This is a genomic window from Allobosea sp. 10L422 (genome assembly GCF_056395345.1).
This window is the reverse complement of sequence record NZ_JBFTJI010000014.1, coordinates 101,300-115,999: the sequence shown is the minus strand read 5'-3', so window position 1 is coordinate 115,999 and position 14,700 is coordinate 101,300. Positions and strand designations below refer to the sequence as shown.

Below are 14,700 nucleotides of genomic sequence, written 5' to 3'. Positions count from 1 at the left end.
TGTTTCGTGTCGCGATGCGGTCGATCCGATGGATGAGATCTGCGAATTTCCAAGCGAGTCGGTGGCGAAGCCGATATCGAGGATGATCCGGCCAGCGTTTCCGAATGGAGGGAAGCGGAAGATTCGACAGCCATGCTCTGGAGCGAACGCCGAACGCTCGGTCGAAAGGTTGGCGAAAGGTTGGCGGGCTACTGGCCGATAACCCGGCGACAAGCCTCCTCATAAAGTGGGGCGAACCGGGTAGGAAACCAGACAAGGAGCCTCGCCATGCGCATGCGCGCTGCCATTCGTTCTATCGCCATCGTTTCGCTCTTCGCCGCCACCTCGGCTTTCGCCGCCGACAAGGTCACCATCATGGTCGGCGGCTACGAGAAGCAGATCTACCTGCCCGCGAAGCTTGCCGAGAGCCTGGGCTACTTCAAGGATGAAGGTCTCGATGTCGAGCTTCTCAATGAAGCCGCCGGTGTCGATGCCGAGAATGAGATGCTCGCCGGCGTGGTCCAGGGGGTCGTCGGCTTCTACGATCATTGCGTCGACCTGCAGGCCAAGGGCAAATTCGTTCAGTCGGTGGTCCAGTTCAGCCAGGCCCCGGGCGAGGTCGAGCTGGTTTCATCGAAATACCCCGACGTCAAGTCGATGGCCGATCTCAAGGGCAAGACCCTCGGCGTCACCGGCCTCGGCTCCTCGACCAATTTCCTGACCCAATATCTGATGGTTAAGTCCGGCGTGCAGCTCAGCGACTTCACCTCGTTGCCGGTCGGCGCGGGCGCCACCTTCATCGCCGCCATGCAGCAGGACAAGATCCAGGCCGGCATGACCACCGAGCCCACGATCTCGCGCCTGCTGAAGACCGGCGAGGCGCGCATTCTCGTGGACATGCGCACGATCGAGCAAACCAAGGCCGCGCTCGGCGGCACCTATCCTGCCGCTTCGCTCTACATGCCGACCGCCTGGGTGGAGAAAAACAAGCCGATCGTCCAGAAGCTGGCGAACGCCTTCGTCAAGACGCTGAAATACATCAACACCCACAGCGCCGCGGATATCGCCGACAAGATGCCGAAGGACTATTATGTCGGTGACAAGGACGGCTATGTGAAGGCGCTCGCCGACGGCAAGGCGATGTTCACCGCCGACGGCGTGATGCCGCAGGGCGGCCCCGAGACCGTTCTCGCCGTGCTTTCCGGCTTCTCGAAGAACATCAAGGGCAAGCAGATCGACCTGTCGAAGACCTATACGACCGAGTTCGTGAAGGCTGCGAAGTAAGCTTCGGCGCGGAGAGCGGCCGGAACAGGCCGGCCGCATCTCACCGCCCCCTCTGATCAAGCGCAATCGAGCGACGCCGCCTCGCGGCGAAGGAGGCCTCATGCCTGCAACCGACACGGCCAATAGCCCGGTCATCGAGCTCATCAACGTCTCGCGCCGCTTCATCACGCCGGATGGCAAGTCGATGACCGCGATCCGGGACTTCAACATGAGCGTGGCGCGCGGCGAATTCGTCGCCGTCGTCGGCCCGACGGGCTGCGGCAAATCCACGACGCTCAACCTGGTCACCGGCCTCGCGCGGCCATCGAGCGGCGAAGTTCGGCTGTTCGGCCAGCCGGTCACCGATATCGACCCGCGTATCGGCTTCGCCTTCCAGACGGACGCGCTGTTTCCCTGGCGCAGCGTCATCGACAATGTCGTCGCCGGCCCGCTTTTCCGCGGCAAGCCGCGCGACGAAGCCTACGCCAAGGCGCGTGAGTGGCTCGCCCGCGTGCATCTGAGCGGCCATGAGACCAAGTATCCGCACCAGCTCTCCGGCGGCATGAGGAAGCGCGTCTCGTTGGCGCAGACCTTCATCAACGAACCGCAAGTGCTGCTGATGGACGAGCCGTTTTCGGCGCTCGACGTGCAGACGCGCGTGGTCATGCACGAGGTGTTGCTCAACCTCTGGTCGGAGGCCAAGGCCTCGGTGATCTTCGTCACTCACGACCTTGAGGAGGCCATCGCGCTCGCCGACAAGGTCTATGTGCTGACATCCGGCCCCGGCACGGTGAAGGCGATCTACCCCGTCGAGCTGCCGCGGCCGCGCATTGTGAGCGAGATCCGCTACCAGGACGATTTCATCGCGCTGTCCCGCCGGATCTGGGACGATCTTCGCGCCGAAGTCGAGCGCGGCGCTGCCCGCGACGAAGCCCGCGCAGCCTGAGGAGGGCGCCATGACCGACGCAGTTCTCACCACTTCTACCGGCTTCCGCCCCGGAACGTCCGACGCCGAAATCGAAGCCGCCGCGGCCAAGGCTGCCCGCCTTCGCCGTCACAAGGTGCTGTTCTGGCGCTGGGCCATCCTGCTCGCCATCCTCGGCGGCTGGGAACTCGGGGCCCGTACCGGTATCATCGACGAGTTCTTCTTTTCGAGCCCCAGCGCGATCTGGAGCAGGCTCGTCGAATGGACGATCGAGGGCACTTCGGAAGGCTCCCTCTGGCTGCACCTCTACGTCACGATGGAAGAGGCGACGTTGGGCTTCGTCTTCGGCTCCGTCGCCGGCATCGTCGTCGGCATCGCGCTTGGCCGCAACCAGATGCTGGCGGACATCTTCTCGATCTATATCAAGGTGTTCAATTCGATCCCGCGCGTGGTGCTGGCGCCGATCTTCATCATGATCTTCGGGCTGGGCATGGGCTCGAAAGTGGCGCTCGCCTTCGTAATGGTCTTTTTCGTCGTCTTCGCCAACGCCTTCCAGGGCGTGCGCGAGGCCGACCGCAACCTGATGGCCAACGCCCAGATCCTCGGCGCGCGCGGCTGGCAGCTCACCCGCTCGGTGGTGATCCCCTCGGCGATGAGCTGGATCTTCGCCTCGCTGCATGTGAGCTTCGGCTTCGCCATCATCGGCGCGATCGTCGGCGAATTCGTCGGCTCGCGCCACGGCATCGGCCTGCTCATCAACATCGCCAAGGGCACCTTCGACTCCGCCGGCATGTATGCGGCGATCGTGGTGATCATGATCGTGGCGCTCGTAGCCGAGTATCTGATGACCTGGGTCGAGGGCCGGCTCGCGACCTGGCGCCCGAAGCCGCTGCAGGATCAGCAGTGAGGCTCAAACCGAAGGTGACGGCTGGTCCTCGGCCATCGGTAGCCTGACTTCGACACGCAGCCCCGGCGGGGGCTGCGTTTCCGTGAGCGCGATCGTCCCGTCATGGGCCGCAACGATCTCCTTCACGATCGCGAGCCCAAGCCCGGTGCCCTCGACCGTCGAGGGGGCAAGGCGGTGAAACCGCTCGAAAACCCGCTCGCGATCGGCCTCTGGAATACCCGGGCCGTTGTCCTCGACGACGAGCAGAATCGCGGCGTTTGACGATGCCAGCCTCACGGCGACGCTGCCCCCTTCAGGGATGTGACGCAGGGCGTTGTCGACGAGGTTGGTCACCAGCTCGCGCAGCAAGGTGACGTGGCCGTTGATGGGCAGGGCGGCATCGGGAGCCTCGAAGGAAAGGTCGATGTCCTTATCGAAGGCAATGGCTCCAAGGCCTACGAGCACGTCGCGCGCGATTGCGCCGAAATCGAGCCGTTCCTTCCGCAGCGCCGCGCCGCCCGGTTCCGCCCGCGCCAGGGTCAGGAGCTGGTTCACGACCCGGCCCATGTTGTCGACGCCGCGCTCGATGGCTGAGAGCGCCTCGTGCCGCAACTGCGGATCGTCGTCGCGGCGCGCCATCGCAACCTGCGTTTTCAGGACGGCCAGCGGCGTGCGCAATTGGTGTGAAGCATCGGCCACGAAGCGCCTTTGGAGAAGGATGTAGACGCGCACGCGTTCGAGCGCATGGTTGAGCGCATCGATGACCGGCCTGAGCTCGCCTTGCACGCGATTGCGGTCCAGCGCTGTCAACGATTCCGGGTCGCGATTGCGCAGTTCGTCGCGCAGCCGGAGCAAGGGCGCCAGGCCGCGCCGCAACCCCAGCAGGGCCAGCAGGGCGGCGATGCCGACCAGCACGAGCTGGTCTCGCAGCGAGCTCTGCCAGATCTCGTTCACCAGCCGGTCACGGCCATGCAGGGTCGTCGCGACGATGACGAGCGCGTTGCCGCCTTCCACCTTCGAGATCACGGGTTGAGCCAGGGCGACCGCGCGCACGGGCTCTGTGCGGAATTGGCCCTCGTAATAGGCGGGCTCCAACCCTTGGGGCGGCGCTGGCGGCTCCACCACATCAGGAAAACCCGCAATGAGTTCCCCGGACGGCGATAGCACCCGGTAGATCACCTTTTCGCGGTCGGGCGAGGCGAACATTTCCAGCGCCGAGGGCGGGATCAGCGACTCGACCCGCCCATCGCTCTCCTTGACCTGCTCCGCGATGACGCGCGCCGAAGCGAGCAGGGTTCGATCGGTGATCAGATCTGCCGTCCGCGTCGCGTCCCGGCGCAGGGTCCAGCCGTTGAAGGCGACGACGGCGGCCAATGGCAGCAGCAGCCAAGCCAGAAGCTCGGCGCGCAGGCTCCTACTCACCTTTCAGCCTCAGGGCGTAGCCCAGGCCGCGCAAGGTGCCGATCGAGACCCCTCCGCCGCCGAGCTTCTTGCGAACGCGGTGAACATAGATTTCGAGCGCATTGTCGGTCGCATCATCGTCGAGGCCGAAAACGGTATCGATCAGGCTCGCCTTGGGGACGATGCGACCACCCGCTAGAACCAGCGCTTCAAGCACGCTGTACTCGCGCGCCGTCAGGTCAAGGGGAGCACCACCGAGCATGAAGCGGCGCGCATCCGTTTCCAGGACCAGGGGCCCGAAGCTGACATGTGCGGTGCGGCTATTCTGACGCCTGCGGAGCTGAGCCCGAATCCGTGCCTCCAGCTCATCCGGCTCGAAGGGCTTGACGAGATAATCGTCGGCGCCAGCATCGAGCCCTGCGACCCGGCTCGATACGGCATCGTTGGCTGTCAGGATGATCACCGGGGCCAATCCGCGCCGCTGACGGAAGCGGCGCAGCAGCTCAAGCCCGGTCATATTCGGCAGGCCGATATCGAGGATAATGAGATCGTAGCTGTGCGTCGCGAGAGCCGCATCGGCGTCGAGCCCGTCATGGACGCAATCAACCACGTAGCGGCTCTTCCGGAGCAGGCGCGAGAGCCAGTCCGCAAGCTCACGATTGTCCTCGACCAACAGGATGCGCACGTGCTCGGCAAACTCTTTCGCTGCGCGTCGGATTGACGCCTACCGTTGCCGGTCGGATGCCTCAAGGAACGCGATTGTCGCCGCGATGGCAAGGGACCGAACGGCAGCAGTCCTTCCGCCGCCAAGGGAGGCGATTTGAAGACAGCATCTGAAGCGGGCCTCGTCTCAGACCGAGCGAGTGCGGTATCGATCATGGCCCTCCCGCCGCGTAGCAGTTCAATCGCGCGGAACAGGCGCAGCCGACGCCCCCATGAACGGTGCAGCACAGCAATCTCTATTTCAAAATTTTGGCGGCCCGATCTCCAGCAGGTCGGCGGGAGGCGCAATCTCGCGCAGGCGGCGTGTGGCGTCGGCTTCGGAAGGAGCCGCAACGGCCTGCTCAGGCGTCCTCCCCAAATGCGCCAGGTTCGGCCAGCAAACGACCGCCGCCGTCACGCATAGCTGCACCAGGATGAAGGGAGCGAGCGACGCCATAGCGGCCCGCAACGGCGCACGCCGGGTCGAGGCCGCCCGGGTCATCGTCAGCGCATAGCCGAGAGGCGGAAGCAAGAAGCTCGTCTGGAGGATGAGCAGGGTCAGGACCGCGACCCATTGCGCATCCTCGACCCGCATCAAGATCGGCGGCAGCAGGATCGGAATCAGCACGAAGATGATCTCGAAGGCATCGAGAACGAAGGCCGCCAGGAAGATCAGGCCGAGACCCGCCCCCAGAATTCCCAGAGGGCCGCCTGGCACCGCCTCCATCCAGCCAGCGACGAGCCGGTCGCTTCCGAGCACGCGAAAGACGAGTGTGAAAGTCGTCGCCGCAACCAGCAGCGCCATCAATGCACCGGTCATCGCCAGCGTGTCGTCGAGGACCGCCTTGAGCCGCACAAGATCCAGCTGACGGCTCAACACTCCCGCGACCAGCAGGCCGACCGCGCCCATCGCCGCGGCTTCGACCGCGTAGAAATAGCCGAGCGCGACGCCGACGAGCAGGCCGCCGATGAAGCCGACGGTGAGGAGCGCGAGAGCGGTCTCCCCCAGCGTCGGCACCGGCAGGCGCCGGCCGGGTTCCCGGCGCAGAAACGTCAGGGCGAGACAGGCCGCGAGAAACAACCCGGCCGGCAACATGGCGCCGCGGAAAACGTCCTGCGTGTTGACGATGCGATCTACCCGCCCGGTCGCATTGAGCGCGATCGTATGAGCTGTCATCATCGCATCGCCGAGCAAGATCAGGACGAGCGAAGGCGGAACCAGCACGCCGAGCGTGCTGGCAACCGTCAACAATGCAACGCTCTCGGCGGGCGGGACCTCATGCTCGGCCAGTGCCGGATCGATCGCTCGTGTCAGGGCAATCGCATTGGCGCTGACGGAACCGTTCATCGGTCCCAGAATGGCGCCGAGCGCCAGCGTCGCTCCGCGTGCGCCACCGAAGGGACGCAGCGCCGCGTGGAACAGAATGCGAGCGAGCGGCAAGCGGTTCAGCAGCGCTCCCATGAAGACGAACAGCGGCAACGCCTGCAGCAGATCGGATTCCAGCAGGCCGACGAGACGGCTCGGCAGCGCCGCAAAGAGCGCGATGCTGGAAGCATCGAGCACGGCCGACACGGCGGCACCTACCGCCGCGAGGCAAATCAGAACGCCCCAGACGGGCAGCCCGGTCGCGATCGCGCCCAGCGCGACGCCGCCGAGCATGGCAAGGCCGACCCACTGGCTCACGCGCGCCTCCGCAGCAAACCGAGCAAGCCGGACGCGAAGACGAGCGCAGCCAGAATGAAGCCCGAGGCGCGAATGAGGAAATAACCGGGATTGCCGGTATCCGGGAACGATTCGAGGACCCGAAGGCTGGCCAGCAACGCCGGCCACCCGACGATCAGCAGGAACAGGGACCAGGGCAGAAGCCCAAGCACGATGAGCCCGATCTCCAGCGCCCGCCGCAGCCTCTCCCCGTGCCGATGCGCCAGGGCATCGCTCGCCAGGTGGGCACCGGAGCGTGTGGTTGCCGTCAGTGATACCGCGACATAGAGGGCGAACACGCATTGTCCGAGATCGTTGGCTTCACGCGACCAACCTTTGAACAGATCGCGCAATGGCCATTGCAGGAACAGCAGAAGGATCAGCGGCAAGGCGAGCCATCGGGCCGCCAGACAGATCGCACCCAGGCCCCGATCGAGCCCGTCAACGATGACTTGCATGGAATCGCTCCGGAAGGGGCATCTTTCAAATATTTTCCGTCATGTCGGTAGGCCTGCGGCGCAGGGCTGTCGGCAACTGGCGCGTCGAGCGGCCTTTTCGCAGGCCGGGACGAGCCAGCTGACGGCCTGGCGCTCAGGGAGCGGGCTTCCAGTCGAGTTCGACCGCACTGCGGCCTTGCCTGGCATTGTAGCGAATGGCGGATTTGACGGAGGCCTCGACCTCGGAAGGATCGGCTCCGCGCGGACATCCGGTCGTATCGTATCGCAGCGCCTGCCGACCCAACCAGACGACCCATTTCCGCTCAAGGGTTTCCAAAGGTTCGGTCGTCGGAAAGGGCTGCGAAACGTAGAAATGACGGTCTTGCTCCGAGCCTGCATAGCAGAAGCGCCAGCCAGCCGCCGGGCCAGCTAGCGCAGGCAGGGCCGGCGCATACATCAGAAGAAGCGCAAACATCGCGAATCGGTGCTCGCCTCTCCCAAGCAAGTGCTTCATCCGGACGCTCCTGCTGATTGCGTTTTGCCTCGCACGGCAGGATCTAGACGAACAGTCCGGTCGCGACGGCCCACAGCAGGAAGATGCCCATCCCAGCCCGATAGATCACGAAGACCCAGCTCGACATCCGCTCCAGATACCGCATCAAGCCCCAGATCGCGGCGAAGGAAGCCAGCGAGCCCGCGATCAGGCCGACCGCCAGCAATGCTACGGCATGGGCGTCTATGCCGACCTTGGCGATCTCCCAGGCTTCCTTGAGCCCGGCCAGGGCAATGGCCGGCAGGCCGAGCAGGAAGGACAGCCGCGCGGCCTCGTCGCGCTTGAAGCCGAGCGCCAGCGCCGCCGTCAGGGTCGAGCCGGATCGAGAGACGCCCGGGATCAGGGCTCCGACCTGGGCCAAACCGACCAGCAGGAAATCCGGCCAGCGCGCCTGCTCCACCGAGCGGCGGTGGCTAGCGAACCATTCCGTCGCCGCCAGTAGCAATGCCATCACCAGCGATGTCGCGCCGATCACTTCCAGCGAACGCAAAGGCGAGCCGCAGCGGTTGAGCATGGGCGCGAGCGCGACACCAGCCAGGACGATCGGGACCGTCGCGACCACGATGCCGAGCGCCAGCCGGCCCGGGCCCGTGTCGAACTTGCGGGTCCTGAGCGCCGCGAGCCCCCCGACGGCGATGCTGCCGACATCGCGCCTGAAATAGCTGATCACGGCCGCCAGTGCGGCCAGCTGCATGAGCGCCGAGAAGGCGGAGCCGGGATCGGGCCAGCCGAGCAGGGCCGGCACGACCCGCATATGGGCCGTCGAGGAGATCGGCAACAACTCACTGACACCCTGGACCAGCCCGAGCACGGCGACCTGCCCGAAGTCGAGGGCGGCGAATCCGGTGTCGAGTCCGGCGGAACAAGCGGCGGCGGCCATCGTGATGGGTCTCGTGCGAAAAACGCCATGCGCTAAGCACGATCCGTTCCACGAACGGACGACTGGCTCGAGATGCCGAATGTGCCCGCGATCGGCCCCTTAATGCTTCTGACGGTACGCTTGCCCAATCCTGAGAGACCGGACGTCGATCTTGGCGAGTCTTGTTCTAGCTCCAAATTTTGCAGATTCACCTAATCTATGGGGCAAGCCGCGTCTCGGGCGCTATCCTCAGAGATCGACAAGAACCCACAGCACCACGGCGTTGGCGACCCCTTTTGAAGTCCAGGTGTGTTCCGTCGTGGCGTCGTAATACACGGAATCGCCCTTGTTCAGCTCAAGCGGCTCGTAGAGTCGGCTGTGCACGACGAGCGTGCCTTCCAGCACCATCACGAAGATCTCCGCTTCGGACTTCGCCCAGGCAGGATATTCATCCGGAGAACGCGCCGTCACTGTCGTCAGTATCGGCGTGGCGCGCTTGTTCTTGAGATCGGCGCAGAGCAGGACGTTGTTGCACGTGCCGGTCGTATGCTTGCTGCCGCTGCCGGCCCGGCTGATGGCGCGGCGTCCGGCGAAGCTCACCGTGCCGTTGTCCTGACCGCTCGACAGCAGTGTCACCAGCTCGACATCGAGCCCGTGAGCGATGCGTTGCATCGTCGAGATCGTCGGCGATAGCTCGTTGCGTTCGATCTTGGAGAAGGCCGAGGCGGAAACTCCCGTCATCGCGCTGACGTCCTGAAGCGTCAGCCCCCGGCTTTTGCGCAGCTTGAGCAGCCGGACACCGATATCGACGCCACCGCGCGACTCGTCGCCGGCCTGCCAAGCCTCAGGTGGTTCGATATCCCCGCGTTCCGCCGCCGAGATTTCCGGCATCCCGATTCTCCTCGCCCCCCTGATGGGGATCGTCCTGTCATAATCTCTGGTTGCGAGGAGGGAAAGAGAATCACGTCCCGCATGATCCAATAATTGTCGTATCCGACATTTATGTATTTTTGTGTTGACACTTTCCCGCCCCTGAAAGAGGCTCCATTCCCAACGATGCGCCGGCAAGAAACTGAGCGCGGTTGGCGAGGGGCCGACACGCGGGGAACCGGCAGCATCACTGCGGGGATGCTTAGATGACGCTTACGCACGACTCCCTCGGCGGTCTGTACACCGCGATCGTCACGCCGCTCGCCGCCGATGGGGCGGTCGATATCAAGGGGCTCCAGGCGCTGGTGCGCTTCCAGCTCGACGCCGGCGCCGCCGGCATCGTGCCGATCGGCGGCACGGGCGAATATCCAGTCTTCTCGCGTGCCGAACGCCGGGACATCGTCGCTGCCTGCGTCGACGCCGCGGACGGCAAGCCGGTGATCCCCGGCGTGCTCGCGACCGGCTATGAGGATGCGCTGGAGGCGGGCCGCGACTTCGCCAAGGTCGGCGCCTCGGCGGTGATGACGGTGACACCCTATTACGCGCCCGGCACCCAGGAGGGCATGCGCGCCTGGTTCGCCCGCTATCGCGATGCGCTGGATCTGCCGGTGATGCTCTACCAGATCCCGCGCCGCACCACGGTCGCCGCCTTCGCCGAGACCGTGCAGGCCATGGCCGAGGATGGTTCGATCATCGGCATGAAGTATTCGTCCTACGACATGCCGGACTTCATCCGCACGATGAAGCTCGCGGGCGATAAGATCGCGATCCTCTCGGGGGAGGAGCCGCTTTTCGCCACCCATGTCGCGCTCGGCGCGCGCGGCGGCGTGCTCGCTTCGGCGACGATCTATCCGCGAATCTGGATCGAGATCTTCGAACTTGCCCGTCAGGGCAAGCTGAAGGAGGCACTCAAGCTTCAGGACAAGATCGATCCGGTGGTCGACGCCATCTATGTCGAAACGAACCCGGGGCCCCTGAAGGAATATATGGCGCTAGCCGGCCGGCCGGTCGGCGGAGTCCGCCTGCCGCTGCTGGGGCCGAGCCCGGACACGCTGGCGAAGCTCAAGCTGGCCGCCGAGCGGGCCAAAGCCGTCAGCCTCGCCTGAGCGGAGACGGTGTCGTGATCGAGACGCTTCGTGGCATCGTTGGCGACAAGGGGCTGATCACCGATCCGGCGGAGATGGAGCCCTGGCTCACCGACTGGCGCCAGCGCCGTCGCGGCCGCGCGCTCGCCGTCGTCCAGCCGGCTTCGACCAAGGAAGTCTCCGCCGTGGTCGCGCTCTGCGCGGCCGAGGGGCAACCGGTCTTCCCGGTCGGCGGCAATACCGGGCTGTGCTTCGGGGCCGTGCCGGAAAGCGACCGCAGCGACAAGCCGGGTATCGTGCTCTCGCTGCGCCGCCTGAACCGCATCCGCGCCATCGACCGGGCGACCGGCATCGCCACGGTCGATGCCGGTGTCGTCCTCGGCGACCTGCACAACGCCGCCGCCGAGGCGGGGCGACAGTTCCCGCTGCATCTCGGCAGCGAGGGCAGCGCCCAGATCGGCGGGCTGATCTCGACCAATGCCGGCGGCACCGGCGTCGTCCGCTACGGCCCGATGCGCGATCTCGTCGCGGGGCTGGAAGTGGTGCTGCCGGACGGGCGGGTGCTCGCGGACCTCGCGGCGCTGCGCAAGGACAATACCGGCTACATGCTGCGCCATCTCTTCATCGGCGCGGAAGGCTCGCTAGGTATCATCACCGGTGCGGCACTCCGGCTGCATCCGCAGACCCCGAACACCGCCCATGCCTGGGTCGCTGCTCCAGATCCCGCTGCTGCAGTCGCCTTGCTCGCCTCCCTGCAGGATCGCGCCGGCTCGTACATCCAGGCCTTCGAGCTGGTCTCGGCCTCGCAATTCGAGCTGGTGCGTAAGCATGCGGAGCGAGCGCGGTTCCCCTTCGCGGAGATTCCGGCTTGGTCGGTGCTCATCGAGCTCGGCAGCGAGGACGCGACGGCGGCACTGTCGACGATCCTCGAAGAGGTCCTCGGTGCGGCGCTGGAGAAGGGCGATGTGCTCGATGCGGTGGTTGCGACCTCCGCGCAGCAGGCCGCCGATTTCTGGCACATCCGCCACTCCGTCTCCGAAGCGAACAAGAAGGAGGGCATGAGCATCACGCATGACGTCGCCGTGCGCTCCTCGGATGTCGCGCCCTTCATCGCGGCGGCCGACGAGGTCGCGGCGAAGCTGTTTCCGGAAGCTTACAGCGAGGTGGTCTGCCATCTCGGCGACGGCAACGTGCACTACATCCTGATGTTCACGCACGCATTCTGGGCGGCGCTGCCTGATGCGGAGGCCTTCGCGCTGGAGGTCGAGCGGGCGATCCATGACGTCGCGGCGCGCTTCGGCGGCACCTTCAGCGCCGAACACGGTGTCGGCCGCAAGCTGACGGAGGAGCTGGAACGCCTCGCCGATCCGCTGCGCTACGAGTTGATGAACAAGGTCAAGACGCTGTTCGACCCGCAGAACCTGATCAATCCGGGTGTTCTGCTCGCGCCGAAAGCGGTTTGAAAACGACGGAAAAATCCGCTGCCGCCTCCGGTGAGGGGCGGAAGATCACGGAAAGCCCGCGGGGGAAGCGGGAGCCTGCCTCACCAGACAGAACGGGGTTCGCCTCACAACGCCGGGAGAGAGAAAAATGACGACACGCAGGGATCTGGCCGGCCTTATCGGCGCTGGCGCGGTTGCTGCCGGCGCGCTGACGCTGGCTTCCAACGGAGCACGCGCACAGGCTGCCGGGCAGAACACATTCGACCGCATCATCGCCAACAAGAAGATGCGGCTGGGCGCTGTGACCTCGAGCGCCCCCTGGTTCACCAAGGACCCCGCCTCGGGCAAATGGAGCGGCCACTTCTATGCGATCGGCTCGGCGCTGGCCAAGGACATGGACGTCGAGCTCGAGCTGGTCGAGACGACCTGGGGCAACGCGGTGCTCGATCTGCAGGCCGACAAGATCGACATCATGTTCGGCCTCAATCCGACGCCGAAGCGCGCCATGGTCGTCGATTTCTCGAATGGCGTCTATGACAGCGCGCTGGTCGTCATCGCCAAGCCGGGCTTCGAGCCGAAGAGCTGGGCCGATCTGAACAAGCCGGAGGTCAAGATTTCGGTCGACGTCGGCTCGGCGCATGACCAGATCGCTACGCTCCTGTGCCCCAAGGCCCAGATCACGCGCTTCAAGACCATCAACGAGGCGATGCTGGCGCTGCGCAGCGGCCGCGTCGATGCGCAGTGCATCTTCTGGATGGGCGGCGTGCGTGCCGTGAAGGCGGACCCCAGCCTCGGCAAGGTGGTCGTGCCCCAGCCGTTCTTCGGATCGACATCGAATGCGGCGGTGCGCCGCGAGGCGGACAAGACCTGGCTCTTCTTCGTCAACACTTGGGTCGGCTATGCGCGCGGCCTCGGCCTCGTCCGCAGTGCCGTCGTCGAGAGCCTGGACCAGGTCGGCGTCAAGCCCGAGGACATCCCCGCGGGGATCACCCTCTAACGCTTCCTCGGCTTCCCGCGCTCGCCCGCGGGAAGCCCATCCATTCTTGTGAACGGCTTCGGTCCGCGAGGCCGCGCTGGGCGCGGGCAGGGTTGGCATGTCCTATACTTGGAACTTCGACATCGTCTGGAGTTACCGCTGGATCTTCCTCACCGGAACCGGCGTCACGATCGGGATCACGATCGCGGTCGTGATCCTCGGCCTGATCGTGGGTTTGGTCGCCGGCATCGCGCAGCTCTCGCGTTCCCCGGCGCTACGATGGTTGTCCTGGGCCTATATCGAAATGTTCCGGCTGACGCCGCTGCTCGTGCTGTTGCTGTGGTTCTACTACGCGCTGCCGATCCTGACCGGGATCAAGCTGGACGCGATCACCGCCGCGATCGTGACGCTGACGCTGTATGGCGGCTCCTTCTACGCGGAGGTCATTCGCGGCGGGATCGTCTCGATCGATCCCGGTCAAAGCGAGGCGGGGCTGGCTTTGGGCATGACGCCGGCGCGCGTGATGCGCCGCATCGTGCTGCCGCAGGCGATCAAGCGGATGATCCCGCCGCTCATGAACCAGTCGATCATCCAGTTCAAGAACACCTCGCTCGTCTCGGTCCTCGCTGTCCCGGACCTGCTCTATCAGGGCCAGGTGGCGGCGATGGACACCTACCGCGCGCTCGAAGTCTACACGGTGGTCGCTGCGATCTATGTGATCGTGCTGCTGCCGCTGACCGCGATCGTCAAGCAAGCCGAGAAGCGGCTTGCCCAGAGCAATTGAGGGCGCAGCGATGAGCTACAAGATCGAGGTCTCCGGCCTGCGCAAGAGCTTCGGCTCGCTCACAGTGCTGCGCGACATCAACCTCAGGGTAGAGGAAGCGCAGGTCGTCGCGTTGATCGGCCCCTCCGGCTCCGGCAAGTCGACGCTGCTGCGCTGCCTCAACCTGCTGGTCATGCCCGAGGGCGGCCGCATCCGCATCGGCGAGGACAGCTTCGCCTTCGGCGACGGCTCGAAGCTGCCCGGCACCCGCGAGCAGGCCCGCTTCCGCTCGAATACGGGCATGGTCTTCCAGCACTTCAACCTGTTTCCGCACATGACGGTGGTCCAGAACGTCATGGAAGGTCCGGTCTCCGTGAAGGCGATGCGGAAGCCGCAGGCCGAGGAACTGGCCCGCAAGCTCCTGGCCAAGGTCGGCCTGAGCGACAAGGTCGACGTCTTCCCCAACAAGCTCTCCGGCGGCCAGAAGCAGCGCGTTGCCATCGCACGCGCCCTCGCCATGGAGCCTGAGGTCATGCTCTTCGACGAGGCGACCTCGGCGCTCGACCCCGAGCTCGTGGGTGAGGTCCTCGGCGTGATGCGCGATCTCGCCGCCGAGGGCATGACGATGATCATCGTGACCCATGAAATGGGTTTTGCTCGCGAGGTCGCCGACAAGGTCGTCTTCATGCGCGATGGCGTGATCGTCGAGGAAGGCCCGGCACGCGATGTCATCGAGCAGCCTCAGCACGAAGCAACGCGGATCTTCCTCAGCCATTTCCACAATCGCGGCTGAGGCG

15 protein-coding genes are annotated in these 14,700 nt (G+C 65.3%); 8 read left to right on the top strand and 7 right to left on the bottom strand.

Translation table 11 applies throughout. The annotated features are described in order from the left end of the window. Positions 1 to 267 precede the first annotated feature (267 nt). From AC1DEZ_RS23135 to AC1DEZ_RS23125, 3 genes are all read left to right on the top strand, one after another. Positions 268 to 1,263 carry an ABC transporter substrate-binding protein gene (locus AC1DEZ_RS23135; RefSeq protein ID WP_441509797.1) on the top strand — a complete coding sequence of 332 codons (996 nt, stop codon included), beginning with the start codon at positions 268 to 270 and terminating at the stop codon, positions 1,261 to 1,263. A gap of 100 nt (positions 1,264 to 1,363) precedes the next feature. After that, on the top strand, positions 1,364 to 2,188 hold the full coding sequence (locus AC1DEZ_RS23130) for an ABC transporter ATP-binding protein (RefSeq protein ID WP_476780842.1): 825 nt from the start codon (positions 1,364 to 1,366) through the stop codon (positions 2,186 to 2,188). 10 nt (positions 2,189 to 2,198) lie between these two features. Further along, complete coding sequence (locus AC1DEZ_RS23125; RefSeq protein ID WP_476780841.1) at positions 2,199 to 3,074, top strand: ABC transporter permease; 876 nt, start codon at positions 2,199 to 2,201, stop codon at positions 3,072 to 3,074. A 3-nt stretch (positions 3,075 to 3,077) separates the two neighbouring features. Here the strand turns inward: AC1DEZ_RS23125 and AC1DEZ_RS23120 are convergent, their stop codons facing one another. The 7 genes from AC1DEZ_RS23120 to AC1DEZ_RS23090 form a co-directional block, all read right to left on the bottom strand. After that, on the bottom strand, positions 3,078 to 4,475 hold the full coding sequence (locus AC1DEZ_RS23120) for a sensor histidine kinase (RefSeq protein ID WP_476780840.1): 1,398 nt from the start codon (positions 4,473 to 4,475) through the stop codon (positions 3,078 to 3,080). Continuing rightward, positions 4,468 to 5,139, bottom strand: a complete 672-nt coding sequence (locus AC1DEZ_RS23115) for a response regulator (RefSeq protein ID WP_476780839.1) — start codon at positions 5,137 to 5,139, stop codon at positions 4,468 to 4,470. Before AC1DEZ_RS23115 ends, AC1DEZ_RS23120 begins: the two co-directional genes overlap by 8 nt. A gap of 279 nt (positions 5,140 to 5,418) precedes the next feature. Next, on the bottom strand, positions 5,419 to 6,840 hold the full coding sequence (locus AC1DEZ_RS23110) for a TRAP transporter large permease subunit (protein WP_476780838.1): 1,422 nt from the start codon (positions 6,838 to 6,840) through the stop codon (positions 5,419 to 5,421). Beyond that, positions 6,837 to 7,316 carry a TRAP transporter small permease subunit gene (locus AC1DEZ_RS23105; protein WP_476780837.1) on the bottom strand — a complete coding sequence of 160 codons (480 nt, stop codon included), beginning with the start codon at positions 7,314 to 7,316 and terminating at the stop codon, positions 6,837 to 6,839. The genes AC1DEZ_RS23110 and AC1DEZ_RS23105 overlap by 4 nt, the downstream gene beginning before the upstream one ends. A 133-nt stretch (positions 7,317 to 7,449) precedes the next feature. Beyond that, positions 7,450 to 7,770, bottom strand: coding sequence for a hypothetical protein (locus tag AC1DEZ_RS23100; RefSeq protein ID WP_476780836.1), 321 nt, complete (start codon positions 7,768 to 7,770; stop codon positions 7,450 to 7,452). Between the two features lie 82 nt (positions 7,771 to 7,852). Continuing rightward, positions 7,853 to 8,728, bottom strand: coding sequence for an undecaprenyl-diphosphate phosphatase (locus tag AC1DEZ_RS23095; protein ID WP_476780835.1), 876 nt, complete (start codon positions 8,726 to 8,728; stop codon positions 7,853 to 7,855). Positions 8,729 to 8,956: 228 nt separating this feature from the next. Next, complete coding sequence (locus AC1DEZ_RS23090) at positions 8,957 to 9,688, bottom strand: helix-turn-helix domain-containing protein (RefSeq protein WP_476780834.1); 732 nt, start codon at positions 9,686 to 9,688, stop codon at positions 8,957 to 8,959. Positions 9,689 to 9,843: 155 nt separating this feature from the next. Between AC1DEZ_RS23090 and dapA the strand changes: the two genes are divergently transcribed. The 5 genes from dapA to AC1DEZ_RS23065 all read left to right on the top strand — a co-directional run bounded on the left by dapA (position 9,844) and on the right by AC1DEZ_RS23065 (position 14,696). Further along, positions 9,844 to 10,743, top strand: coding sequence for a 4-hydroxy-tetrahydrodipicolinate synthase (dapA, locus tag AC1DEZ_RS23085; protein ID WP_441509788.1), 900 nt, complete (start codon positions 9,844 to 9,846; stop codon positions 10,741 to 10,743). A 14-nt stretch (positions 10,744 to 10,757) separates the two neighbouring features. Beyond that, positions 10,758 to 12,185: an FAD-binding oxidoreductase gene (locus AC1DEZ_RS23080; protein ID WP_476780833.1), complete on the top strand. Its 1,428-nt coding sequence runs from the start codon at positions 10,758 to 10,760 to the stop codon at positions 12,183 to 12,185. Between the two features lie 127 nt (positions 12,186 to 12,312). After that, entirely contained in the window at positions 12,313 to 13,161 is an 849-nt protein-coding gene (locus AC1DEZ_RS23075) for a transporter substrate-binding domain-containing protein (protein WP_441509786.1), read from the top strand. Between the two features lie 97 nt (positions 13,162 to 13,258). Beyond that, positions 13,259 to 13,924 carry an amino acid ABC transporter permease gene (locus AC1DEZ_RS23070; protein ID WP_441509785.1) on the top strand — a complete coding sequence of 222 codons (666 nt, stop codon included), beginning with the start codon at positions 13,259 to 13,261 and terminating at the stop codon, positions 13,922 to 13,924. Positions 13,925 to 13,934: 10 nt separating this feature from the next. Then, the gene (locus tag AC1DEZ_RS23065; protein WP_476780832.1) at positions 13,935 to 14,696 is read left to right on the top strand and encodes an amino acid ABC transporter ATP-binding protein; all 762 of its coding nucleotides are present in this window, start codon (positions 13,935 to 13,937) and stop codon (positions 14,694 to 14,696) included. Positions 14,697 to 14,700 lie beyond the last annotated feature (4 nt).

Excerpts from the sequence above, each read along its gene's own strand:
- AC1DEZ_RS23130 (WP_476780842.1), top strand. The coding sequence starts at position 1,364 with ATGCCTGCAACCGACACGGCCAATAGCCCGGTCATCGAGCTCATCAAC.
- dapA (WP_441509788.1), top strand. The coding sequence starts at position 9,844 with ATGACGCTTACGCACGACTCCCTCGGCGGTCTGTACACCGCGATCGTC.
- AC1DEZ_RS23075 (WP_441509786.1), top strand. The coding sequence starts at position 12,313 with ATGACGACACGCAGGGATCTGGCCGGCCTTATCGGCGCTGGCGCGGTT.
- AC1DEZ_RS23125 (WP_476780841.1), top strand. The coding sequence starts at position 2,199 with ATGACCGACGCAGTTCTCACCACTTCTACCGGCTTCCGCCCCGGAACG.
- AC1DEZ_RS23105 (WP_476780837.1), bottom strand. The coding sequence starts at position 7,316 with ATGCAAGTCATCGTTGACGGGCTCGATCGGGGCCTGGGTGCGATCTGT.
- AC1DEZ_RS23135 (WP_441509797.1), top strand. The coding sequence starts at position 268 with ATGCGCATGCGCGCTGCCATTCGTTCTATCGCCATCGTTTCGCTCTTC.
- AC1DEZ_RS23070 (WP_441509785.1), top strand. The coding sequence starts at position 13,259 with ATGTCCTATACTTGGAACTTCGACATCGTCTGGAGTTACCGCTGGATC.
- AC1DEZ_RS23065 (WP_476780832.1), top strand. The coding sequence starts at position 13,935 with ATGAGCTACAAGATCGAGGTCTCCGGCCTGCGCAAGAGCTTCGGCTCG.
- AC1DEZ_RS23095 (WP_476780835.1), bottom strand. The coding sequence starts at position 8,728 with ATGGCCGCCGCCGCTTGTTCCGCCGGACTCGACACCGGATTCGCCGCC.
- AC1DEZ_RS23100 (WP_476780836.1), bottom strand. The coding sequence starts at position 7,770 with ATGTTTGCGCTTCTTCTGATGTATGCGCCGGCCCTGCCTGCGCTAGCT.